We start from the raw sequence: 23122 nt of genomic DNA on the forward strand, positions 1-23122 counted from the left end.
GACTCCCCATGCTTCACATCACACTTCCCGACGGTTCCCAACGCGAATTTCCCGGCCCGGTCACGGTGGCCGAAGTCGCTGCTTCGATTGGTACCGGGCTGGCCAAGGCCGCACTCGCCGGCAAGATCGGGGACAGGGTGGTGGATACCAGCTTTCAAATTACGGCCGACTGCCCGCTGTCCATCATCACCGCCAAGGATGCCGATGGTCTGGAAGTCATCCGCCACTCCACCGCCCATTTATTGGCCTACGCGGTGAAAGAGCTTTTCCCGGATGCCCAGGTGACCATCGGTCCTGTGATCGAGCACGGCTTCTTTTACGACTTCTCGTACAAGCGCCCGTTCACGCCCGAAGACCTGGTGGCCATCGAAAAGAAGATGACCGAGTTGGCCAACAAGGACGAACCGGTGGTGCGCCGCGTGTTGCCGCGCGATGAGGCCGTGGCGTATTTCAAGAACCTGGGTGAGCATTACAAGGCCGAGATCATTGCGAGCATTCCCAGCAACGAAGACGTGTCCCTGTACCGCGAAGGCAACTTCGAAGACCTGTGCCGTGGCCCGCACGTGCCGAGCACCGGCAAGCTCAAGCACTTCAAGCTGATGAAGGTGGCAGGTGCCTACTGGCGTGGCGATCACCGCAACGAAATGCTGCAGCGCATCTACGGCACGGCTTGGGCCACCAAGGACGAACTGCAGCAGCACCTGACCATGCTGGAGGAGGCTGAAAAGCGCGACCATCGCAAGTTGGGCCGTGAGCTGGATCTGTTCCACATCGACGAACACTCGCCGGGCACCGTGTTCTGGCACCCCCAAGGCTGGACGGTGTGGCAAGGGGTCGAGCAGTACATGCGGCAGGTCTACCGTGACAACGGCTATCAGGAAGTCAAGGGCCCTCAGATCCTGGACAAAGGCCTCTGGGAGAAGACGGGGCACTGGGACAAGTACCGCGACAACATGTTCACCACCGAGTCGGAGAAGCGTGAATACGCGCTCAAACCGATGAATTGCCCTGGTCACATCCTGATTTTCAAGCAGGGGATCAAGAGCTATCGCGACCTGCCGCTGCGTTATGGCGAGTTTGGCCAGTGCCACCGCAACGAGCCCACCGGCGGCCTGCATGGCATCATGCGCGTGCGTGCGTTCACGCAGGATGATGGGCACATCTTCTGTACCGAAGACATGATTCTGGATGAGTGCGTAGCCTACACCGCGCTGTTGCAGAAGGTGTACGCCGACTTCGGTTTCAAGAACATCATCTACAAGATCGCCACCCGTCCGGATGCCCGCATTGGCAGCGATGAAAGCTGGGACAAAGCCGAGCACGCTTTGATGGAAAGCTTGCGCGTGGCTGGGTGCGAGTTTGAAATTTCCCCGGGCGAAGGTGCGTTCTATGGCCCCAAGATTGAATACACGCTGAAGGATGCCATTGGACGCCAGTGGCAGTGCGGCACGATCCAAGTGGATTTCTCCATGCCCGAGCGGCTGGATGCAGAGTACGTGGGTGAGGATGGCGCACGCCATCGTCCGGTCATGTTGCACCGCGCCATCGTTGGCAGTCTGGAGCGTTTCATCGGAATTTTGATCGAGGAACACGCCGGTGCGCTGCCTGTTTGGCTCGCGCCGGTGCAGGTGTCGGTGCTCAATATCACCGATTCGCAAGCCGACTACTGTCGTGAAATCGCGAAAGCACTGCAGAATCAAGGGCTTAGAGTTGAGACTGATCTGCGCAACGAGAAAATAACGTATAAAATACGCGAGCACGCATTGCAAAAGCGGCCTTATATCATTGTCGTGGGCGACAAAGAGAGGGCTGCTGGCGCCGTGGCTGTTCGGGCGCGAGGTAACAAAGACCTCGGGGTCATGCCGCTGGAAGACTTTTCCAGACTGATTGCGGCAGACGTTTCATCGAAGGTTTGAAGTCAAACATCCGGTTGATACCCCTCCCATGCTGCGGTGCACGTGGCGCGCGCATTGAGGGTGACGAAGGTTGCCCGCCTGTCTGAACAGCCCACATCAAGGAATACACCATAGCTACCAATTTTCGCGACCGCCGCCAACGTGAAGAGCGTGCACACAGACTGAACCGTGAAATCATGGCTCCTGAGGTTCGCCTCAACGGACCCGAGAACGAACCGCTGGGTATCGTCAGTCTGATGGAGGCACTGCGCATGGCAGGTGAGCTGGATGTGGATCTGGTCGAAATTGCGGCCACCGCAGTGCCGCCTGTCTGTCGCCTGATGGACTACGGCAAGTTCAAGTATCAGGAGCAGAAGAAGGCAGCGGAAGCGAAGGCCAAGCAGACGGTCATTGAAATCAAGGAAATCAAGTTCCGCCCGGGCACCGACGACGGTGACTACAACATCAAGATGCGCAACATCCGACGCTTTCTGGATGATGGCGACAAATGCAAGATCACGCTGCGCTTTCGCGGCCGCGAGATCACGCACCAGGACTTGGGACTGGCGCTGCTGAACCGTATTCGCGACGAGCTGGCCGATTCGATCATCGTGGAGCAGTTTCCCAAGCTGGAAGGCCGCCAGATGATCATGATGATTGCACCCGGTCGCAAGAAGGCCGCAGCCAAGTCACCTGAGGCGCCAGCGCAAAGCGCTGAACAATCGGCAACCTGAAGGGACCGGTGATAAACAGTATTGGACGGGCAGGGTAGTCTCCTGCCGGTCCGAGGCACTGGCTGAAAAGCCGGATGCTGAAAGAGAGGTTGTAAAGCCTTTCATAAAAGTGGCTCGGGGCCAACAAGTCCGCGGAAGGTTCGCGGCGCCTCACGAGCACAAATCAAAAGGAGCATGAAGATGCCCAAAATGAAGACCAAGAGCAGCGCGAAGAAGCGATTCCGCGTTCGTCCCGGTGGCACCGTCAAGCGCGGTCAAGCCTTCAAACGTCACATCTTGACCAAGAAGTCCACCAAGACCAAGCGCCACCTGCGTGGAGCAGTGACTGTCCATGAGACCAATATGGGTCACATGGCGCAGATGCTGCCCGGCATGGGTATTTGATCAACGACGAACAAGGAGTCACTCATGCCTCGCGTCAAACGTGGTGTAACGGCACGCGCCCGCCACAAAAAAGTTCTCGCCCTTGCCAAGGGTTTTCGCGGTCGCCGCGGTAACGTCTTCCGCATCGCCAAACAGGCGGTGATGAAGGCTGGGCAATACGCCTACCGTGACCGCCGTAATAAGAAGCGTGTCTTCCGTCAGCTCTGGATCGCGCGTATCAACGCCGGTGCCCGTGCTTGCGGCCTGACGTACAGCCAGTTCGCCAACGGTCTGAAGAAGGCCCAGATCGAGATCGACCGCAAGGTCCTGGCCGATCTGGCCGTGAACGACGTGGCTGCTTTCAACAGCATCGTGGAGCAAGTCAAAGCCAAGCTGGCCGCTTGATTCACGGCGGAAGACGTCGTTGCCTGCAAAGGTGATGGCGGTTTCCCGTCGCTCAAAGGGGTTGAGGCTTGAGGGATTCCCTCGGTGCTCTCAGCCCCTTTTTTCATTTCTCTGCACAAGACACACATGAACGAGTTGGACGCACTGGTTGACAGCGCCCGCGCTGGCTTCGCGCAAGCCGCCACCCCGGCCGATCTGGAAAACGCCAAAGCCCTGTACCTGGGCAAATCGGGTCGCATCACCGAGCTGATGAAGGGCATGGCAGCATTGCCGGTCGACGAGAAAAAGACCCGTGGCGCTGCGATCAACGTGGCGAAGCAGGCCATCGAGGCTGCCCTCAACGAGCGGCGCCAGGCGCTGGCCGATGCCGAGCTCGAAACCCAGCTCAAGGGCGAGGCACTCGACGTGAGTCTGCCGGGCCGTCAGCGTGGATTGGGCGGTTTGCACCCCGTGAGCCTGACGCTGGAGCGTATCGAGGCCATCTTTGCCTCGCAAGGCTTCGAGGTTGCCGAGGGGCCTGAAATCGAGTCTGACTGGTTCAACTTCACCGCGCTGAATACGCCCGAGGATCACCCGGCGCGTTCCATGCACGACACCTTCTACGTCGAAGGCGGCAGCGACAAAGCGCCGAATTTGCTGCGCACCCACACCAGCCCGATGCAGATCCGCCACGCGGTGCAGCACGTCAAGCGCCACCGCGCCGCGCTGGACGCCGGTCTGCCCATGCCGGAGATTCGCGTCATCGCGCCTGGCCGGACCTACCGCGTGGACAGCGACGCGACGCATTCGCCCATGTTCCACCAGTGCGAAGGTCTGTGGATCGGCGAGAACGTGAGCTTCAAGGACCTGAAGGTCGTTTTCACTGATTTCTGCCGTACCTTCTTCGAGTCCGACGACCTGGTGCTGCGCTTTCGTCCGAGCTTTTTCCCGTTCACCGAGCCCAGCGCAGAGATCGACATCCAGTTCCAGAGCGGCCCGCTGGCCGGCCGCTGGCTGGAGGTGGCAGGCTCAGGTGAGGTGCACCCGAACGTGGTTCGCAACATGGGCCTGGACCCCGAGCGCTACATCGGCTTTGCTTTCGGCATGGGCCCGGACCGCCTGACCATGCTGCGCTACGGTGTGAACGACCTGCGTCTGTTCTTCGACGGCGACGTGCGTTTCCTCAGTCAGTTCAGATAAGCGACCACCATGCAATTCCCCGAATCCTGGCTGCGTGCCTTCTGCAACCCATCCCTGACCAGCCAGCAGCTGGCCGATACCCTGACCATGGCCGGTCTGGAGGTCGAAGAACTGCGCCCGTTCGCGCCCGCCTTCACCGGTGTGGTGGTTGGCCAGATACTGAGTGCCGAGCAACACCCCAACGCTGACCGCCTGCGTGTGTGCCAGGTAGATGTAGGGCAAGGTGCTCCGCTGAACATCGTCTGTGGTGCGCCCAACGCACGCCCTGGCATCAAGATTCCTTGCGCCACGGTGGGCGCCTTGCTCCCACCGGGTGAAGACGGAAAGCCCTTTGCCATCAAGCTCGGCAAGCTGCGTGGCGTGGAGAGCCAGGGCATGTTGTGCTCGGCCAAGGAGCTGCGGATTTCCGAAGAGAGTCACGGTCTGCTGGAGCTGGGTGAAGACTCGGTGATCGGCCGCGATATCCGCGAACAGATGGGTCTGGACGACATGCTGTTCACGCTCAAACTCACGCCCAACCTGGCGCACTGCCTGAGCGTGTACGGCATCGCTCGTGAAGTCTCGGCGCTCACCGATACGCCACTGCTGCAGCCCGAATTTCCGGAGGCTTCCGTTCAGATTCAGGACCGCCTGTCCGTGAGCGTTCAGGCGCCCGATCTGTGTGGTCGTTTCAGTGGCCGCGTCGTGCGCGGTGTGAACACCCAGGCGCAGACGCCGGCCTGGATGGTCGAGCGCCTGGCGCGCTGTGGCCAGCGCAGCATCTCGCCGCTGGTGGACATCTCCAACTACGTGATGTTCGAGCTGGGTCGCCCCTCGCACATCTTCGATCTCGACAAAATCCACGGCGGCCTGCAGGTGCGCTGGGGCCGCGAGGGCGAACTGCTCAAGCTGCTCAATGGCAACACCATCACGGTCGATGCCAACGTGGGTGTGATCGCCGACGACAAGGAGGTGGAGTCTCTGGCCGGCATCATGGGCGGCGATGCCACAGCTGTCTCCGACGACACCTCCAGTATTTTCATCGAGGCCGCTTTCTGGTGGCCCAAGGCGATTGCCGGCCGTTCGCGCCGCTACAACTTCAGCACCGACGCTGGTCACCGCTTCGAGCGCGGTGTGGACCCGTCCACGACCGTCGAACACGTCGAGCGCATCACGCAGCTGGTGCTGGACATTTGCGGCGGTCAGGCCGGTCCGCTGGACGATCAGACGCTGGTGCTGCCCGAAGGCAAGCCGGTCACGCTGCGCGTGGCCCGTGCGGCCAAGGTGATTGGCATGCCGGTCTCGCAAGAGCAATGCGCGGGCGCCTTGCGCCGCCTGGGACTGGACGTGACCGAAGGCAAGGGCACGGTGACCGTGGCGCCGCCAGCCTTCCGCTTTGACCTGCAGATCGAAGAAGACCTGATCGAGGAAGTGGCCCGGATCATCGGCTACGAGCAGTTGCCGACGAATCCGCCGCTGGCGCCCATCACCGCCAGGCTGCGCGCCGAATCCAGGCGTGGCCCGTTCGCCGTACGCCGACAACTGGCGCAACTGGGTTACCAGGAAACCATCAACTTCAGCTTCGTTGAAGAGCGCTGGGAGCGCGAGCTGGCCGGCAATGCCGACCCGATCAAACTGAAGAACCCGATCGCCAGTCAGATGAGCGTGATGCGTTCATCCCTGCTGGGCAGCCTGATGGCGGTGCTCAAGTTCAACCTGGATCGCAAGGCCCAGCGTGTGCGCCTGTTCGAACTGGGTCGCGTATTCCGCAAGGATCCTTCGGTGCCCGGCAGCGACACCACCGTGGCCGGCTTTGACCAGCCCATGCGGGTGGCCGGCCTTTGTTTCGGCTCCGTTGACGCGTTGCAGTGGGGCACTGCAGAGCGTGCGGTGGACTTCTTTGACGTCAAGGGCGACGTGCAGTCCCTGTTGGCGCCGTTGCAGGCAACCTATAAGCCGGACGAACATCCCGCGATGCACCCGGGCCGCTGCGCCAGCGTGTGGCTGGGCGAGCGCTGCATCGGCCATGTGGGTGAGTTGCACCCCAAATGGCGCCAGACCTACGATCTGGTGCAGGCGCCGGTGATGTTTGAGCTGGAGCTGGATGCCGTGCTGCGACGCGACGTGCCGGTGTTCCAGGCCGTGAGCCGCCACCAGCCGGTCGAGCGTGATCTGGCCATCGTGGTCAAGGAGTCGGTCACTCACGCGGCCGTGATGGCCGCTGTTCGTGCCGGTGGTGGTGACCTGCTGCGCGACGCGGTGCTGTTCGACGTGTACCGGCCGAAGAAGCAGAGTGATGCCCCCGCCGGCGGCCTGGCGGCTGATGAAAAGAGTCTGGCCGTGCGCCTGACCCTGAGCCGTGACGAGGCTACACTGACCGATGACGAGATCGATGCAGCGGTCAACGGAGCACTCGAATCACTCGCTCAACGCGTGGCTGCCCGCCTGCGTGCCTGAGCAAACAACAACGAGGATGGAGCATCAACTCATGGAACTTGCTGTCGAAAGCCTGGAAACCCCGGCTCTGACCAAAGCACAACTGGCCGAACTGTTGTTTGATCAGATAGGGCTGAACAAGCGTGAGTCCAAGGACATGATTGACGCGTTCTTCGATCTCATCACCGACAGCCTGGTCGAAGGCACCGATGTGAAAATTTCCGGTTTTGGCAATTTTCAGATCCGCACCAAGGCGCCGCGACCCGGCCGAAACCCACGCACAGGTGAGCCGGTGGCCATCGAGGCGCGCCGCGTCGTCACCTTTCACGCCAGCCCGAAGCTCAAGGAGCAGGTGCAAACAGCGGTCATCGGCAACTGATTCCGGGATGTGACGACGATTCGGCCCGGTGGCATTGAGCCCCGGGCTTTTTTACGTCGAAAGTGCACCGCAAAAACGTGTGAAATTGCCAGACAGTGGCGTTTGGCTGCAATATGTGCGGGAATTTGTGTGTGCTCACCCGCACTGGCCTGTGTTAGAGTAAATTTCAAGGTTCGGCCTCTACCACCTTGATTTTCATGGAAAAAACGCTACCTCCCATCCCGGCCAAGCGCTACTTCACTATCGGTGAAGTGGGCGAGCTTTGCGGCGTCAAGCCGCATGTGCTGCGGTATTGGGAGCAGGAGTTCACCCAGCTGCGTCCGATGAAGCGACGTGGTAATCGGCGCTACTACCAGCATCATGAGGTGCTGATGATTCGGCGTATTCGTGAACTGTTGTACGACCAGGGTTTCACCATCAGTGGCGCTCGCAACAAACTGCAGGAGCTCGTGCATGCTGAGCGGGACAAGCGTCGTCACGAAGGCGATGAAGCGATCGAGGTGATGGACTTTGAGGTTGCAGCCCCACGGGTGGTTGGGAGTGCTGACGAAGTCTTGATCAGGCCAATGAGCCAGAGTTCGGGAGCGGAATGGGTTGGAGTGCGACGCGAACTGCTGGAAATTCGCGAGCTTCTGAGTGTTCGAGCCTGAATTCTTGGAATAGCCAGCTATACTATGAGGCTTGTCGGCGTGTAGCGCAGCCTGGTAGCGCACTTGCATGGGGTGCAAGGGGTCGCGAGTTCGAATCCCGCCACGCCGACCATTAAAATCAAGGGGTTACAGCACTTTCCGCTGTAACCCCTTTTCTTTTTTCTGGCTCCGTGTCCTAGCCGTGTCCTAAAACTGGGCACCTGGGCTCAGGAGACCCAGGGACACACAATCCTGGTTTGAGTTGGCCTTGGGGCATCTAGGGCCACTGACGCTAAGCGACTACCGCTTCACCGGATTCGCTTCGCTTCCACGTACATCCAGCCTTTGATCCTGTCGATGGTGGCCATCTAGGCAAAGGGATGAGTTGAACTCCCCGAAGTGTTCGTCCTTGCGGTGAACTTGGCCCCGTCTTCACGGAGCCGTCTCATATTCGCAACGTGACCCCATACTCAAAAGGAAGCAAGGACAGGGTTGCGCTAGATGCTGAAACAGCACGGCGTCCGAGCCAGTACCCAAGCGCAAGTTTGTGGTGGCGACTGACAGCAAACACAGCCTGCCGGTGGCACCAGACCTGGTGCAGCGGCAAGTCAACCCCGAGGCCTCCAACCAGTTGTGGAGTGGTGACATCACCTACATCGCCACCGACGAGAGCTGGCTGTACCTGGCTGTGGTCATCAACCTGTTCAGCCGACAGGTCGTGGGCTGGAGCCTGCAGCCGCACATGCAGCCGGGCCTGGTCAAGGACGCGCTGGCATGGCGTGGTGGTAGTGGTGGTGCCCGCCGCCTAGTCTGACATTCCACAGCGACAGGGGCAGCCAGAATTGAAGCGGCGAGTTCCAGGATGCTTTGAAAGTCTGGAAGACGCGTTCCTCGATGAGTAGGAAAGGCAACTGCTAGGACAACGCTCCGACCGAGAGCTTCTGGGGCCGACCGAAAACGGCCAGCGTGCATCGCCATGGCAACTAACTCTGGCGTGCCTGTGTGGCCTGATGCGTTCGGTACTCTCTATTTCAGAGCCGAGTGCGGCTGGTAGTGTTGAATTCCACGCAATCCTGACCCCGGCTTTCCATCCAATATTGACCCCACCTGTTGGGGTGTAGCCGAGCTACGCGTCTGTGGATAAGTCTACCGCTGGTGCATCGGCTTCTCCTTTCTCAGTCGTGCCGTTCTGGGCCGTCCGGGGCTTCTTTCTCGGGCCTGTCTTTGCTGCAGCGCTGGAGTGTTTGAACCGCCAGCTTTCATTGCCTGTCTCCACGATGTGGCAGTGGTGGGTCAGCCGGTCCAGCAGCGCCGTCGTCATCTTCGCGTCGCCGAACACCTGGCTCCATTCCCCGAAGCTCAGGTTGGTCGTGATCAGTATGCTGGTGCGCTCGTAGAGCTTGGAGATCAGGTGGAACAGCAAGGCACCACCGGCCTGGCTGAACGGCAGGTAACCCAGTTCATCGAGGATCACCAGGTCCATGTAAACCAGCCGGTGAGCCAACTGCCCGGCCTTGCCCTGGCTCTTCTCCAGCTCCAGCGCATTGACCAGTTCCACCGTCGAGAAGAACCGCACCCGTTTGCCGTGACGCTGGATCGCTTCGATGCCGATGGCCGTGGCCAGGTGGGTCTTGCCCGTACCCGGTCCGCCGATGAGCACCACGTTGTGGGCCGCGTCAATGAACTGGCCTCCATGCAGCGTGCGCACCAGTGCTTCGTCCACACCGGCCTGGCTGAATTCAAAGCCCGCAAGATCGCGGTGGGCGGGGAAGCGTGCCGCGCCCATCTGGTACGCCATGGAGCGCACTGTGCGTTCGGCCTGTTCGGCGCGCAGCAACTGGCCCAGGAATGCCTCAGGACTGAACTCGGTGTGCCGCGCCTGCGCGGCCACCTCGGGGTAGTTGGCGGCCATGCCGTGCAGCTTCAATGCCTTGAGCGCTGTGATGATGGCCTGGCTCATGGCTGCGCTCCTTGGGCGTCGTCACCATCGAGCGAGCGCAGCCGGTCGTAACGCTGCACGTTGGCCAGCGGCTGCACCGCCAACGTCAAGGGCGTCTTGACCTCCTGGGCATCGCCCGTCTGGCCGCCAGACTTCAAACGCGCCAGCACGTTGAGCACATGCTCACCACTGGGCTTGCCGCTCTCCAGCGCCAGCTCGGCCGCCACCAGCACCGGCTCCAGCCCATGCACCGGAACGGCCGCCAGCACCTGTGCCATCACCCGGTCCCCGCCTTCGTGGCGCAGCAGGATGGCCTGCAACTTCTTCAATGGCTCGGGCAGGGTCTCGAAGGGCGCACCGTTGCGCAGCGCCCCGGGCTTGCGTTCGATCAGGCTCACGTAATGGCGCCAGTCGTAGAAGGTCTGGCTGCGCTCGAAGCTGCGCGCATGGCTGGCGATGCGGGTGTTCTCGGCCACAACGTCCAGGCGATCCGGATACAGGCGCAGGCTGACCACCTCGTGGGCGTGTTCGGTCGGCACGCTGTAGCGGTTGCGCTGCAGGTGCACCAGCGCCGTGCTGGAGACTCGGGCCAGCACCTCCACGTAGCCATCAAACGGTTTGGGGTTGGGCATGAGGCGCAGTTGTTCGTCCTGCAGCACGTCGGCCACCTTCAGCGTGGGCCACTCGGGGTGGTTGAGCTCGGCCCACGCGGCGCGGCACTCCTGGGCCAGCCAGTCGTTGAGCGCTTCCATGCTGGGCCAGCGCTGTTTGAGCGCCTTGTGCCAGATGCTGCTGCGCCGGTCGCGCACGTTCTTCTCCACGATGCCCTTCTCCCAGCCGCTGGCGACGTTGCAGAACTCGGGCTCGAACAGGTAGTGGCCCGTCATGGCTTCAAAGCGCGCATTGATCACGCGCTTCTTGCCCGCGCCGACCTTGTCCACGGCGGTCTGTTAGCGGCGATCTAAACCCGCGTAAATCTGGCGGCGGTAAATGGTGACGGAATCCGGTGGTCATTTGTGGCGGCGGATTCTGGTGGCGGCTTTCGGTGCTGAGTGCGCCACCAACAGCAAGGGCCCCGTCAGGGGCCCTTGCTGTTGGCGTGGGAGATTCGTCGTTGTTCAGAACGGCAACTCCGGGTCAAAGTCGTCCAGCGATTCACTGTGTCACGCGCTGCTCGCGCAGCAGGTTCTGGATGACCCGGCCGTAATGGGTCCAGACGCGATCGCGCAGATCATCAAGCAACTCCATCACCGCCAAGGCCTGCTCTGGTGTCCAGGTGTCGTCCACCGTGAAGGGCAGCCCATGGTGCAGTCCTGAAGGCGGGTGCCACGGCTTCATGCTGTTTCCTTCGACGGTTTGCGCTTTGCGGTGCGCGCCCGGGCGCGTTCTTGTGCCTCCTTGTGCCGGTACGACTGGCCCTTGATACCGACAATTTCGGCGTGGTGGACCAGGCGGTCCACGAGTGCGACCACGCAGGCCGCGTTGGGGAACACTTCACCCCACTCGGCAAACGATTTGTTCGTGGTGATCAGCGTGCTCTTGTGCTCGTGGCGCCGGCTGATCAACTCGAACAGCAGATCGGCATAGCGGCTGGAATACGACAGATACCCGACCTCATCAATGGCCAGGAGCTCTGGCCTGGCGTAGTGGCGCAGCCGGGTGCGCAGTGCCGAATCGCTGTCCAGACTGGCCAGCTCGCCCAGCAGCTTGCCGGCGGTGGTGAACAGGACGGTGTGTCCCTGCAACACCGCCTGGTGCGCAATGTTCTGCGCGATCGTGGTCTTGCCGACCCCGGAGGGCCCCACCAGGATGGCGTTGCTGGCGTTTTGCAGGAACTGCAGCGTCATCAGCTCGCTCACGCTGGCCTGGTCAATCTGCTCGGGCCAGCGCCAGTCGTAATCCACCAAGGGCTTGAAGCGCCCGATGCGCGCACTGTGCAGGCGCCGCTCCATGGATCGGCGGGTTCTCTCCTGCTCTTCCCAGTCCAGCAATGTGCCCACCCAGGGTTCGGTGCAGCAGGTACTCCAGTTGGCCAGCACCCCGTGCAGTTGCAACGCCTGGGCGCGGTGTTTGAGTGTGGCCGAATCAGTTGCTGGCATCGTCACTCTCCTGCGTGAGACGGTCATAGCTGTCCAGGCTGTGGGGGCGCACGGCGATGTCGCGCGCGCGCACCTGCGCGGACAGGGCCACGCCCAGCGGGGGCGGGGTTTGCTGCTGGCGCTGGCGTTGGCGTTGGTGTTGCAGCGCCAGACGAACCGCATGGGGGTGCGGCACACCGCGGCTCATGGCATCGGCGACGGCGGCCGTCATCTGCGTGCGTCCATGCACATCCAGGAGTTCCTGCAACTCACGGGCGATGCGTCCCAGCGGCTCACCCCGCTTGGCCGCCTCTGTCAGCAAATCCTGCACCTGAGGCAGCGCGTGCACCAGGCGGTCCGTGTCGCGATGGGCTCGCGCGGCTCGCTTGTGCTGCACCAGTTCCTGCACATGGGCCTCGATCTCGATCTGCTGAGCCTTGTCCCAGCAACGCGGGTGCGTGGCCAGTGCCTGCTGGCCGTCCAGAATACGCACCTCATGCAGGCTGGCGTGCACGCTCAGGCTGCGCTGTACGTGGGTGTGGGGGATGGAATAGTCGTTCAGGTCAAAGCGAACATAGGGTGTCTTGGCCGCTGTCACGCCGCGGATCTCATCGCAACAAAACGGTGTGACCGGGATGTCCATCAGGTGCGCCTTCTCTTGGTCAAAGGCCTGCTGCACCGACAGCTGGGAGTCCTCGGGGCAGCGCCGAGCGCTGGCTGCCCCGTTCACCCAGGCATCGGCCTGGGCATTGAGATCGTCGAGGCCGTCAAAGGTGCGTCCCTCGAAGAAGGCCGTGCGGATGTAGCGGATGGCCCGCTCCACGCGGCCCTTCTCATTGCCCCGGGCCGGGGCCACGGGCCTGGCCTCGAAGCGGTAGTGCGCCGAGAGTGCCAGCAAGGTGGGATTGAAGCGGATGGCCTGCCCCCTGCGTTCGAGCACCGCGCTCTTGAGGTTGTCGTACAAGACGACCCTGGGAACGGACTCCCAGGATTCAAAGGCCTGGACGTGGCCGCGCAGGAAGTTCTCCATGTGCGCGCCCAGGAAGAAGCGCAGGAAGATGCGTCTGGACCAGGACAGGACCATCACAAAGGCCATCAGGGGTCGCCTGGCTTGCCCGATCTGGATGTGGCCGAAGTGGCCCCAGTCGCATTGCCCCTGTTCACCGGGCAAGGTGCGCAGGCGCAAGTAGGCCTGTGCTGGGGGGCGTGGACGGTGCCTGGCGACGATGTGGCGAAAGTGGTCGGGGCGTCCCTCGTAACCGCGCTCGGCGACCATGGTGTGCAACCGGCTGGCCGTGAGGTTGGGGAACTGCTTCAGGGTCTCTTCAATAAAGGGCAGGTAGGGGCTCACGCCCGAGGTGCGTTGTGCGGGCACTATGGGGGCGGCGCCGGCCTGGGTGAGCACGCGCATGACGGTCTCGCGGTGCACGCCCAGCTGGGACGAGATCGTTCCCACCGGCCAGTGCTCGGCGTGGTGGTAGCGCAGGATCTGCGCCGTGAGTTCAGGTGAAATGGCCATGTGAGTCGGTACTCCATACGGATGGTTTCGATGGGCGACGAAAGCGGCAACGCAAATAGTCCAGGCGTACAAAATTCGAGACCGAACGGCCGCAAAACTGGCACTTGCAGCGTTGACTTGCGTCTGGGATCAGAGCGGTTGTTTCGCCGGGTGGGAGTACATCAGTGCAGGGCGGTGGTGGGCTACCCTGATGCGTCACTGTTTGCTGGCGCGCCCTCCATTGCCCCTGGCGTCTGGCGTGAGCGTGACGGCCCTTGCGGCTGTCCTGGTAGCGTTTGCCGGCTGCGCGCTGGGCGCCACTTCTGGCCTGGTGCGAGCAGGCCGCGCTGCAGTAGCGCTGGCCGCGGTCGCAGTGGCTGCAGATGAGCACAGGGCAGCGGCACAGGGCGCACACAAAGCGTCTGGGCGGTGGTGACGGCGCGGGCTGGGCAGTGGGCATGGGCGCTCCATTCCCATGCGTGAGCCCATGCTATGGACAGCCACGCCCGCTTCGTGAAATACTGACAGCGGCAACGGCGCCCTCCAAAGCGGTGGGTCTCGGGGCGCGACAGTGGGTTTACCGGAAAGTGACTGTCACTGTCGCGCCTGCTTCTTACACGGGTAGGCGATATGTAACGCAAAACACCAGCGCTGCGCCATACCCCTGCGCTGACTCATGCCCGCCATGCCACGGCCAAAGCAGGCACGCCCCCCCCCCGGCACACCTCAGTGCCCTGCAGAACGGGCACCCCCCATTCAACTCAAAGGAAGTTCAAGGCATTCAGCTGACTGAAGCGGGTGAACGCGTCTGGCTTGCTCCCGACACCAGATTTACGCGGAAACTGACAGCCGTTCACAGCGGTCTTCATGTTGTCGTAGATGCCGCGCTGGGGCACGCCGCCGAAGGCGGCAAACGCCCGGGCATGGGCATCGAACAGCATCTCGTGGCTCTGGGTCGGATATGCCACCAGCCAGAAGGCGCGGCTGCCACACAGCTTGGTGTGCGCCACTTCCAGGCGCCGGCGCAGGCCGCCCACCCAGGCGTACTCGGTGCTCCAGTCGAACTGGAACGCGTCGCCCAGCGCGAACTTCAAGGGCACGAAGGCGGGCTTGCCGACCTTGCCCGACTGCTCTTCTCGCCAGCGCCGGGCAAAGGCGGCCACCCGGCCGTAGCCGCCGGTGTAACCCTGCTCGGCCAGGGCTTCGTACATGGCCTTGATGGTGCGGCGATCGCGTTTGCCGCGGTGCTGGTCGGCCTTGAGCCAGGTCGCCAGCGTCTCGGTAAAGCCGTCGAGCTTGCTCACCACCACCCGCTGGGGGTACTTGGGCTGGACCATCTCGCCCTTGCGCAGCCACACCTTGATGGTGTTTCTGGCCAGGCCCGTGCGCCGCTCGATCTCTTTGATTGGAAGGCCATCGCGCAGGTGCATCCTGCGGATCTTTGCCAGTGTTCCCACGTTGATCACTCCTTGAACCCTCCTGCTCAAAAAACAAGCAGGAGACCTTACTCAAGGGGTCAAAGTTGGATGAAAAAACTCAGTCCAGAGGGGTCAGATTTACGTGGAAATCAACATTCGTCGAACAGAATGGGGCGGAGATGTCGGGCGAGGGACAGACCAATGCTTGCATCGTTCAGCCTCAATGACGACTCATCCGCCGTCTCCAGCTTCCAAGCCAGTAAATCATTGATGGCATGCCAGGCAAGCTCGGTGCGACTTTCAGTCGCTTGCCCGGCCTTCATGGCCGCGATGTCTTTGCCCACCAGGCACTCGAAGGCGTAGAGGCTCGCATAGACCAGGAAGTCGAAGGCCGAGAGGTGAGTCAATCGGTCTCTTGCGGTCTGCACAGCCTTCACTCGCAGCCGATGCGCCTGATCAAAGATGTCCAGCACGCGGCACAGCTCTCTGACTGCCGGGCAGCTTTCTCCCGCCAGCGTGAGTTCCGCTCGCCGGGGTGATTCCTGGTTCAGGACCAGCCCGGAGTACCTGACCGCCCGGATCAGGGCATCGGGCGCGATTCGAGCGACCGCGTTGATCAGGCCTTCGACCGCAAGCTGCTCCTGACTGAGGTACCGGGCCAGGGCCAGCACCATGGGTTCGGTGGACCAGGCACTGGTGGGGCAGTCTTTCACCGTGCGACTCAACCAGAACTGGCTGTCGCGTTCCCTTCTGGTGAGCTTGCGTTTCCCTTGTGTCGCAGGCTTCCCATCCAGATAGGCGCTTGCAGCCTGCTCGATGGCCGCTTCAAGGGGATGGCCGTGGCCCACGGCGCGTCTGGCCAGGTCGTCGTAGTAGTTGCGTTGTGTGGTGGTGTCGGACGCTTCCATGTGCCGATCATCCTAGGTCTCGGGCTGGTTTTTGAAGAGGAAGCGTTGGGCCGTGAGCGCTGGGGCGATTTTCTGGCTTGATGCGGTGAGGGCAGGGTACGTCTCTGGGCGAGGCGTTGTGAATCGATGGGCCGTCTTGTCCGGTCGACTGGATGGATGTTTTTCTTGCGACAGTTGTCCTCCTGGGTCAACTGCGACAATTTTTCTATGCATCCTGGGCACCTCTTCCCGACCGGACTGCACTACGGGAATGTTCCTTTTTTTCGTCGAATCAAACTATTCGACAAGACAACGGAACACCTGTTTAGGATTGCTGACAGCTCATATTTCCATCTGGATCGTCATAAACTGCGTCCTAAGGACGCAGTTTATGACGATCCATGAAATTCGTCAAATCATTGACTTGACAAGTTACGATTCCAAGAGGTATCCTTTGTGTCCTTAGGACACAAAGGATACCTCTTGGCGGTCGAAGTCGATCACTCCACGCATCTTCCATCAGTGATGAAGGCCATCCAGGAAAAGCTTGGGAGCTGGGAGCGTCCGGTCGTGACCGACTACGAGCTGGCTATGCTGATGACTTCACAGATGGCTCATCTTGAAGAACAGCCAACCCTTCGCCTCTATGAGAAGGTCGTCGAGAGCCTGGGTTCCTTTGGCCTGATCTCCCCGAGCAAGGACTTCAAGCCAGGGACGGTGTACCACCTGTTCGGGCGCGCAAAGCCGAAGGCCATGGAGGTCGCGTGTGCGGCCGACCCGTTTGCCTACATCTCTCACCTCAGTGCCATGGAGTTTCACGGGCTGACGGACCGGTTCTCCAAAATCCTGTACCTGACCACGCCACCGGACACAGAGTGGAAGGAACTGGCCAAGGACCGGATGTTGAAAGACTTGCGTGAGCACATGGAACCCTTTCAGAAGGCCAAGTTACCACTGCTCAGGCGACCGGTTTTTGATCGCGTCGAAGGCATGCGTGTCGAGCTCATGCGTCGCTCCAGCCGGGGGGCATTCAAGGCCATCAAGTCCCCCACGATCCGGGTCGCCATGGTCGGCAGGGCTTTCCTGGACATGGTGCGTGAGCCGGGCAACTGTGGCGGGATGCAGCACGTCGTGGACACGTACCGCGAACACGGCGCCAGGTACCTGGCGCTCATCGCCGAGGAGGTTGAGCAGCATGGCAACGCGGTCGAAAAAGTCCGTGCTGGCTACCTGCTCGAAGAGGTCTGCCAGCTTCGGCACCCGCTGGTGGACGGCTGGACGCAGAAGGCCCAGCGCGGCGGCTCCAGGCTGCTGGACCCACTTGGGGAGTACGCACCACATTTCTCAGAAAAGTGGAAGCTCTCGATCAACGTGGCGTCCCTGATGCCTGGGGGTTCCGAGGACGCTTTGTGAACGAAATCTGTTGGCGCCGACCGAAAACTGAGCCACTTTTGAGGGTAGTGCCGACCCAAAACTGAGCCAGGTGAACAACCTACTCTGCTGTTTTTATGTGCAGCAGAGGACAAGGAGTGATCACCATGGACATGATTGGCAGGATCCGGCATTTGCATGCCCGGAAGAACAAATCGGAGCGCGAGATATCGCGCATGACAGGGCTCTCGCGCAACACGGTGGCGAAGTGGTTGCACGGCGAGGTGGACGGCCCGCCGAAGTACCGGCGCGGCGAACAGCCCAGCAAACTCACGGCGTTCCATGACGCACTCAGGCAGGCCTTGAAGGCCGATGCACGTCGGCCCAAGCACGAGCGGCGCACGGCCAAGGCGCTGTACGCCGAGATCAGGCGCGCGGGCTACGAGGGCGGGTACACGCGAGTGACCGACTTCATCCGGGCATGGCGCCAGAGCGAGGGTCAGGGGTCTGCGGGCAACGCCTTCGTGCCGCTGACCTTCGAGCTGGGCGAGGCCTTCCAGTTCGACTGGAGCGAGGAAGGCATGGTGATCGGTGGCATCTACTACCGGGTGCAGGTCTCACACATGAAGCTGTGTGCTTCACGGGCCTTCTGGCTGGTGGCCTACCCCAGCCAGGGCCACGAGATGCTGTTCGATGCCCACACCCGGTCGTTCGCGGCACTCGGCGGTGTGGCCCGACGCGGCATCTACGACAACATGAAGACCGCTGTAGACAAGGTCAAGAAGGGCAAGGGTCGCATCGTCAACGAGCGCTTTGCCACCATGTGCGCGCACTACCTGTACGACCCGGACTTCTGCAACGTGGCCAGCGGCTGGGAGAAAGGGGTGGTGGAGAAGAACGTGCAGGACAGCCGTCGGCGCATCTGGATCGACGCGGCCAAGATCAAGTTCGGCAGCTTCACCGAACTCAACGCCTGGCTGGGCCAGCGCTGCCGCGCGCTGTGGGACGAGGTGCGCCACCCCGAGCACACCCAGTTCAGCGTGGCCGAGATGCTCGAACACGAGCGCGCGCACCTCATGCCCATGCCGGTGCCGTTCGACGGCTACGTCGAGAAACCCGCGCGGGTCTCCAGCACCTGCCTGGTGTCGGTGGCGCGCAACCGATATTCCGTGCCGTGCGAACGGGTCGGCCAGTTGGTCAGCACACGGCTGTACCCGGGCAGCGTGGCCATCGTGGCCGACGACACCATCGTGGCGCGCCACGAGCGGCTGAGCAACGCGGGCGAGACCCGGTACGACTGGCAGCACTACATCCCGCTGCTGCAGAGGAAGCCCGGTGCCCTGAGGAACGGCGCGCCCTTTGCCGACATGCCCGAGGCCCTGCAGCGGCTGCGCCGAGGGCTGCTGCGCAACCCGGGTGGCGACCGGGTGATGGCGCAGGTGCTGGCCATTGTGCTCAGCGCCGGTCTGGACGCGGTGCTGGTGGCCATCGAGCTGGCACTGGAGAGCGGTCCACCGGGCAAGGTCAGCGTGGAGCATGTGGTCAACGTGCTGAACCGGCTCAACGCGCAGCCGATACCGCCCACGGCGGCCACACTGTTGAAGGTGAGCACGCCGCCGCTGGCGAACACGGCTCGCTACGACAGCCTGCGTTCGGACACCGTGGGCAACATTGTGGGAGTGACCACCGAAGGAGCCGGCCATGAAGACTGATGTGCTGGTCGAACTCAAGGCACTGCGCCTGCACGGCATGGCCGGGGCGTGGGCCGATCTGGTCGAGCAAGGGGGTGGTAAGGGAGGCGGTGTGGGCATCGAGTCCTCGCGCTGGCTGATCGAGCACCTGTTGCAGGCCGAGGGCACGGACCGCGCGATGCGCTCGGTCAGCCACCAGATGCACGCGGCGAAGTTCCCGGTGCACCGCGACATGGCGGGCTTTGACTTCGAGGTCTCGCCGGTGGACCGCAAGCTGGTGGAGACTCTGGCCACCACGGCCTTCACCGACGAGGCGCACAACGTGGTGCTGGTGGGCGGGCCGGGCACAGGCAAGACCCATCTGGCCACGGCCATGGGCGTCTCGGGCATCACCCGGCACGGCAAGCGGGTGCGCTTCTACTCCACGGTCGATCTGGTCAACGCACTGGAGCAGGAGAAGGCCCAAGGCAAGGCCGGGCGCATCGCAGCCAGCCTGCTGCGCATGGACCTGGTCATTCTGGACGAGCTGGGCTATCTGCCGTTCAGCCAGGCCGGCGGGGCGTTGCTGTTCCACCTGCTGAGCAAGCTGTACGAACACACCAGCGTGATGATCACGACCAACCTGGACTTCGCAGAATGGTCCAGCGTGTTCGGCGACGCGAAGATGACCACCGCGCTGCTGGACCGTCTCACTCACCACTGCCACATCGTGGAGACAGGCAACGAGTCGATCCGTTTCAGTCGCAGCACAGCTGCAGCCAAGAAGCGTATCAAGGCCCGCGAGCAGGCGCGAAAGAATACCTCGACGCAGGCTGAGCCCGACCCATTCTGAGCAAGTGCCGTGCTGTGCAAGCCGCTACAGGCTACGCCCTGCGCGGCTTGCACAGCGCCTTCAACACAACAACAAGGAGATCGCCGAACCAGGACAGCACCTACACTTATCCACAGCCGACCCCACAAAAGTCGGCTTCCACCCCTGGCTCAATATTCAGTCGGCACGGTGGCTCAAATTTGGATCGGCGCCGACACGAAATCGACATCGAGGCCTGGGTGGATGCGGCGCCGGCCGATCAGCGCGGGTTCCGCGAAGCGGTGCACATCATCCTGGACGGCATCGGCCGCTCGCAGAACCTGCAGGCCCGCATGGTGATGAAGGGCGGGCTGTTACTGGCCATCCGCTACGACAGCACCCGATTCACGCGTGACCTGGATTTTTCGACTCGCGAGCGGTACACGGCAGAGAACGCCGATGCCTTGCTGGCCGAGTTCGAAGCAGGGCTGGTGGCGGCTGAGGACCGGCTGCCCTACGGGACGGCCTGTCGCCTGCAGTCGCGCAAGGTCCAGCCCAAAGGCGAGAACCGGACGCACCACAACCTGGCGTTGACGATCGGGTTCGCCGACAGGTCCAGCACCGGTGCGATGGCCAGGCTGCGGGCCAAGAACTCGCCACACGTGGTGGAGATCGACTACAGCTTCAATGAAGCGGTGTTCGAGGTCGAGCTGCTGGAGCTTGAGGGTGGAGCGACCATCCACTCGTACTCGCTGCACAACGTCATCGCGGAAAAGATGCGTTCGCTGTTGCAGCAGCCCATTCGCAGGCGCAAGCGCCGCCAGGACGTCTACGACATCTGGCTTCTGCTGGCATCGGTCGATGCGTTCTCGGCCAACGAACAGGCCCAGATTCATCAGATGCTGGTGGACTCCTGCCGCAGCAAGGGCATTGAGCCCACCGCTGCGTCCATGGACGACAAGGTGGTGATCGAGATGGCGCGCGAAGGGTATGCCGGTCTTCGGGATGATGTGGACGGCGAGCTGCCCGACTTCGAAGAGGCGATGGCGCACGTTCGCGCGCTGTATCGGTCGCTGCCGTGGCCCTGACTGCGGCCGTCAGACGCCAACGCCAGCTCTGAGTTGTGGATAACAACCGATTCGCACGATAACTTTGCCTTTGTTATCGTGCGGGACGAAGTGACTCAACGGCTTCAATCGCGCCGTCCGCCGCTCTTGGAGACCAGCCCGTCGTCGTAGGCCCCGGCGGTGCAGATGCAGCCAGCGGTCGGGCACCTGGATGCAGACGTAGGCCTGGCGGTCAGAAGTCATAGTCGTCGCTGGGCTTCCTGGGTCTGCCCGCTCGCGTGGGGCGACGCGCGGCCTCAAGTGCCTTGCCGTGCAGGTCGGTGTCGGGGTCTGCCACGGCGTCCACGGATTTGTCCAGACCCAGTGCCCAGACAACGGTGATAAACACACCGATTCCCGTGCCTGGTCGGCCCAGCTCCAGCGCCGTCAGGGTGTTGCGGTTGATGCCCGCCTTGCTGGCGAGATCAGCGACGGACCAGCCCCGGCGGATGCGAGCGATCCGGATGCGCTGTCCAAGCTGTACCACCTGTTCAGCAGCGCGCGCGGGTGTGATAAATGTGCTCATTGATCTGGGCGTTGATGGCCGAAACGCCTAACAAAATAGGCAAAGCTTGTGGGCTGCTCCCTTGGTCATTCTTCCGATGTTCTCTTTGAAGGCACTTGAGTCGGCTTCCTTGGTCTGTCATGTCGTGCCTGTCTGCGCCAGGATGTCATCAATCCGCTGCCCCAGCTTCTCCCAGGCCGCTTTCTTCTCGTCCGCGAACTCGTGGTGCAGGTAGTGCCGCCGCACCCGGCTGCCGGCCATCACGTGGTTCTGGCAGCGGTCGATGATGTCGGGCAGGATGCCCAGCGCCTGCATCATGGTGGCGCCGGTGCGCCGCATGTCGTGGGGTGTCCATTCGCGATGGCTGCCGCTCTTGAGCACCAGCGCGTTGTCGTTGGCACGGCGTGACAGGTCCTTGCGGGTCTTGAACTGGATCTGGCGGTCGCCGACCTGCTTGGACACGGTCTTGACGTCGATGTGGGTGTCTTGCTTGTGGTTGCGGGCGGGGAAGCAGTAGGGCGCTGTTCCGGTCAGCGCCTTGAGCGCCTGGAACTGGCGCAGCGAGAAGTCCGAGAGGTAGACCCGGTGACCCTGCTTCTTGCCCATCGGCCCCTTGACGTTTTCGACCGGGATGGTCCAGTAGCGCTCCACCAGGTCCACGTCTTCCCAACGCGTCATAAGCAGCTCGCCGATGCGGCACAGCGTGCCCAGGCAGATCCAGATGGCCAGCTGGGTCTCGCGCTTGAGCGGGCGCTGCACCTCGTACTTGTGGCCGGCCGGGGTTTCTTCGTAGTCGGCCTCCATGCGCTCAAAGATCGACTGCAGTTCCTGCAGCTCCCTGGCCGTCAGCACCCGGTCGCGCTCGTTGACCATGTCGAAGTCCTTGGAGACGATCTTGCGGATCTCGATCAGGTCGGCCGGGTTGCCTTCGATCAGCAGGCCGCGCCAGGGCTGACGCTTTTCCGCCCAGGCGAACAGCTGCACCAGGTCCTGGTGCACGCGCACGGACATGCGGTTCACGCCACGGGCCACCATGGTCCGCAGGACCTTGCGCAGGTCGTGTTCGGTGATGCTGCGCACGGGCTTCTCGCCCAGCACGGGCAGCACGTCCTTCTCGAAAGATCGGCGCAGTTCGGCGTTGCCGTCCTTGCGGGCCACGCCATCGGCCAGCCAGGCGTCGAACATGTCCTTGAAGGGCTTGTTCTGGCTGGCCTCGGCGGCTGCCTGCGCAATCGTCGCCTCGACCGCGGCCTGGTTCTCGATGCGCTCGGCCTTCTTCTGGTCGTTGGGGTTGACGCCGGAACGGACCAGATCACGCGCCTCGTCGCGTTGCCGGCGGATCTGTTCCATGGACAGAGCGGGCCAGGTGCCACAGTAGTGCCAGGCCACTTTGCCGTTCCATTTGAAGGCGAACTTGAAGTGGATGGAGATGGTCTGGTCACCGACGACCCGGACTTCGCCGGTCAGTCCGTCGCCGTCGCTCAGCATGTCGCCGCGCCACGTCAGGGGCACGGACTTGAGCTCCAGAGCCGTCCACTTTTTGCCTTTTCCTGACTTCGGATATCGCGTCATACAGGTCCTGGGGGGTAAACCGGGGGGTAAACCGAAAAAACGCTGTCAGTGTATTTTGTGGGACGTCCTGGGATCAAGTATTCAATGTAACTATATGATTTTTAACAACTAATGTCGTCCCATAACGTCCCAGGAAATCCCGCAAGATTTCACGTATATTTCGATGGGGTGCAAGGGGTAGCGAGTTCGAATCCCGCCACGCCATTTATATCAAGGGCTTGTTGCTAGAAATCTAGCAGCAAGTCCTTTTCTTTTTGTGTCCTGGTTT

General features: G+C 62.1%; 19 protein-coding genes, 1 tRNA gene and 3 pseudogenes. 14 read left to right on the plus strand and 9 right to left on the minus strand.

What is annotated here, in order from left to right; translation table 11 throughout:
• The first annotated feature begins 8 nt into the window (after positions 1 to 8).
• The 10 genes and pseudogenes from thrS to AC23D4_RS01755 all read left to right on the plus strand — a co-directional run.
• The gene (thrS, locus tag AC23D4_RS01710; RefSeq protein WP_472889478.1) at positions 9 to 1916 is read left to right on the plus strand and encodes a threonine--tRNA ligase; all 1908 of its coding nucleotides are present in this window, start codon (positions 9 to 11) and stop codon (positions 1914 to 1916) included.
• Between the two features lie 176 nt (positions 1917 to 2092).
• Entirely contained in the window at positions 2093 to 2629 is a 537-nt protein-coding gene (gene infC, locus AC23D4_RS01715; protein ID WP_487623683.1) for a translation initiation factor IF-3, read from the plus strand.
• Between the two features lie 180 nt (positions 2630 to 2809).
• Positions 2810 to 3013, plus strand: coding sequence for a 50S ribosomal protein L35 (gene rpmI / locus AC23D4_RS01720; RefSeq protein WP_069048846.1), 204 nt, complete (start codon positions 2810 to 2812; stop codon positions 3011 to 3013).
• A 24-nt stretch (positions 3014 to 3037) separates the two neighbouring features.
• Positions 3038 to 3397, plus strand: coding sequence for a 50S ribosomal protein L20 (gene rplT / locus AC23D4_RS01725; RefSeq protein WP_305362850.1), 360 nt, complete (start codon positions 3038 to 3040; stop codon positions 3395 to 3397).
• Positions 3398 to 3523: 126 nt separating this feature from the next.
• The gene (gene pheS, locus AC23D4_RS01730) at positions 3524 to 4576 is read left to right on the plus strand and encodes a phenylalanine--tRNA ligase subunit alpha (protein WP_472889479.1); all 1053 of its coding nucleotides are present in this window, start codon (positions 3524 to 3526) and stop codon (positions 4574 to 4576) included.
• A gap of 9 nt (positions 4577 to 4585) precedes the next feature.
• The gene (gene pheT / locus AC23D4_RS01735) at positions 4586 to 7012 is read left to right on the plus strand and encodes a phenylalanine--tRNA ligase subunit beta (RefSeq protein WP_472889480.1); all 2427 of its coding nucleotides are present in this window, start codon (positions 4586 to 4588) and stop codon (positions 7010 to 7012) included.
• Between the two features lie 31 nt (positions 7013 to 7043).
• Positions 7044 to 7370 carry an integration host factor subunit alpha gene (locus AC23D4_RS01740; protein WP_305362868.1) on the plus strand — a complete coding sequence of 109 codons (327 nt, stop codon included), beginning with the start codon at positions 7044 to 7046 and terminating at the stop codon, positions 7368 to 7370.
• Between the two features lie 197 nt (positions 7371 to 7567).
• Positions 7568 to 8020, plus strand: coding sequence for a MerR family transcriptional regulator (locus AC23D4_RS01745; protein WP_472889481.1), 453 nt, complete (start codon positions 7568 to 7570; stop codon positions 8018 to 8020).
• Positions 8021 to 8055: 35 nt separating this feature from the next.
• Positions 8056 to 8132: transfer RNA gene (locus AC23D4_RS01750), tRNA-Pro, on the plus strand.
• A 368-nt stretch (positions 8133 to 8500) separates the two neighbouring features.
• Positions 8501 to 8914: pseudogene (locus AC23D4_RS01755) on the plus strand (DDE-type integrase/transposase/recombinase); the annotation flags it as partial.
• A 211-nt stretch (positions 8915 to 9125) separates the two neighbouring features.
• On the opposite strand, the gene istB (AC23D4_RS01760) reads toward AC23D4_RS01755, so the two are convergent.
• From istB (AC23D4_RS01760) to AC23D4_RS01790, 7 genes and pseudogenes are all read right to left on the minus strand, one after another.
• Entirely contained in the window at positions 9126 to 9959 is an 834-nt protein-coding gene (gene istB / locus AC23D4_RS01760; RefSeq protein ID WP_472890616.1) for an IS21-like element helper ATPase IstB, read from the minus strand.
• Positions 9956 to 10888, minus strand: a pseudogene (locus AC23D4_RS01765) (Mu transposase domain-containing protein); the annotation flags it as partial. The gene istB (AC23D4_RS01760) and the pseudogene AC23D4_RS01765, both read right to left, overlap by 4 nt.
• A gap of 205 nt (positions 10889 to 11093) precedes the next feature.
• Entirely contained in the window at positions 11094 to 11276 is a 183-nt protein-coding gene (locus tag AC23D4_RS01770) for a hypothetical protein (RefSeq protein ID WP_305335885.1), read from the minus strand.
• Positions 11273 to 12037, minus strand: a complete 765-nt coding sequence (istB, locus tag AC23D4_RS01775) for an IS21-like element helper ATPase IstB (protein WP_472888557.1) — start codon at positions 12035 to 12037, stop codon at positions 11273 to 11275. The genes AC23D4_RS01770 and istB (AC23D4_RS01775) overlap by 4 nt, the downstream gene beginning before the upstream one ends.
• Positions 12024 to 13535: an IS21 family transposase gene (gene istA, locus AC23D4_RS01780; RefSeq protein ID WP_472890610.1), complete on the minus strand. Its 1512-nt coding sequence runs from the start codon at positions 13533 to 13535 to the stop codon at positions 12024 to 12026. The genes istB (AC23D4_RS01775) and istA (AC23D4_RS01780) overlap by 14 nt, the downstream gene beginning before the upstream one ends.
• A gap of 830 nt (positions 13536 to 14365) precedes the next feature.
• Positions 14366 to 14971, minus strand: a pseudogene (istA, locus tag AC23D4_RS01785) (IS21 family transposase); the annotation flags it as partial.
• A 110-nt stretch (positions 14972 to 15081) separates the two neighbouring features.
• Positions 15082 to 15840 (minus strand): hypothetical protein, encoded by a 759-nt coding sequence (locus AC23D4_RS01790; protein WP_472890609.1) that lies wholly within the window; start codon positions 15838 to 15840, stop codon positions 15082 to 15084.
• A 462-nt stretch (positions 15841 to 16302) separates the two neighbouring features.
• On the opposite strand from AC23D4_RS01790, the gene AC23D4_RS01795 reads away from it, so the two are divergent.
• The 4 genes from AC23D4_RS01795 to AC23D4_RS01810 all read left to right on the plus strand — a co-directional run bounded on the left by AC23D4_RS01795 (position 16303) and on the right by AC23D4_RS01810 (position 20759).
• The gene (locus tag AC23D4_RS01795) at positions 16303 to 17232 is read left to right on the plus strand and encodes a type IV toxin-antitoxin system AbiEi family antitoxin domain-containing protein (RefSeq protein ID WP_472890608.1); all 930 of its coding nucleotides are present in this window, start codon (positions 16303 to 16305) and stop codon (positions 17230 to 17232) included.
• Between the two features lie 125 nt (positions 17233 to 17357).
• Positions 17358 to 18902 carry an IS21 family transposase gene (gene istA / locus AC23D4_RS01800; RefSeq protein ID WP_487623627.1) on the plus strand — a complete coding sequence of 515 codons (1545 nt, stop codon included), beginning with the start codon at positions 17358 to 17360 and terminating at the stop codon, positions 18900 to 18902.
• A complete protein-coding gene (istB, locus tag AC23D4_RS01805; protein WP_487623626.1) occupies positions 18892 to 19713 on the plus strand; it encodes an IS21-like element ISThsp19 family helper ATPase IstB in 822 nt (273 codons plus the stop codon). Before istA (AC23D4_RS01800) ends, istB (AC23D4_RS01805) begins: the two co-directional genes overlap by 11 nt.
• A 179-nt stretch (positions 19714 to 19892) precedes the next feature.
• Complete coding sequence (locus AC23D4_RS01810) at positions 19893 to 20759, plus strand: nucleotidyl transferase AbiEii/AbiGii toxin family protein (RefSeq protein WP_472890354.1); 867 nt, start codon at positions 19893 to 19895, stop codon at positions 20757 to 20759.
• Positions 20760 to 20970: 211 nt separating this feature from the next.
• On the opposite strand, the gene AC23D4_RS01815 is transcribed toward AC23D4_RS01810, so the two are convergent.
• Together AC23D4_RS01815 and AC23D4_RS01820 are read right to left on the minus strand one after the other, a co-directional pair.
• Positions 20971 to 21303, minus strand: coding sequence for a helix-turn-helix domain-containing protein (locus tag AC23D4_RS01815; protein WP_472890353.1), 333 nt, complete (start codon positions 21301 to 21303; stop codon positions 20971 to 20973).
• Positions 21304 to 21420: 117 nt separating this feature from the next.
• Positions 21421 to 22794 (minus strand): tyrosine-type recombinase/integrase, encoded by a 1374-nt coding sequence (locus AC23D4_RS01820; RefSeq protein ID WP_472890352.1) that lies wholly within the window; start codon positions 22792 to 22794, stop codon positions 21421 to 21423.
• Positions 22795 to 23122 lie beyond the last annotated feature (328 nt).

This window comes from Hydrogenophaga sp. L76 (assembly GCF_057654755.1).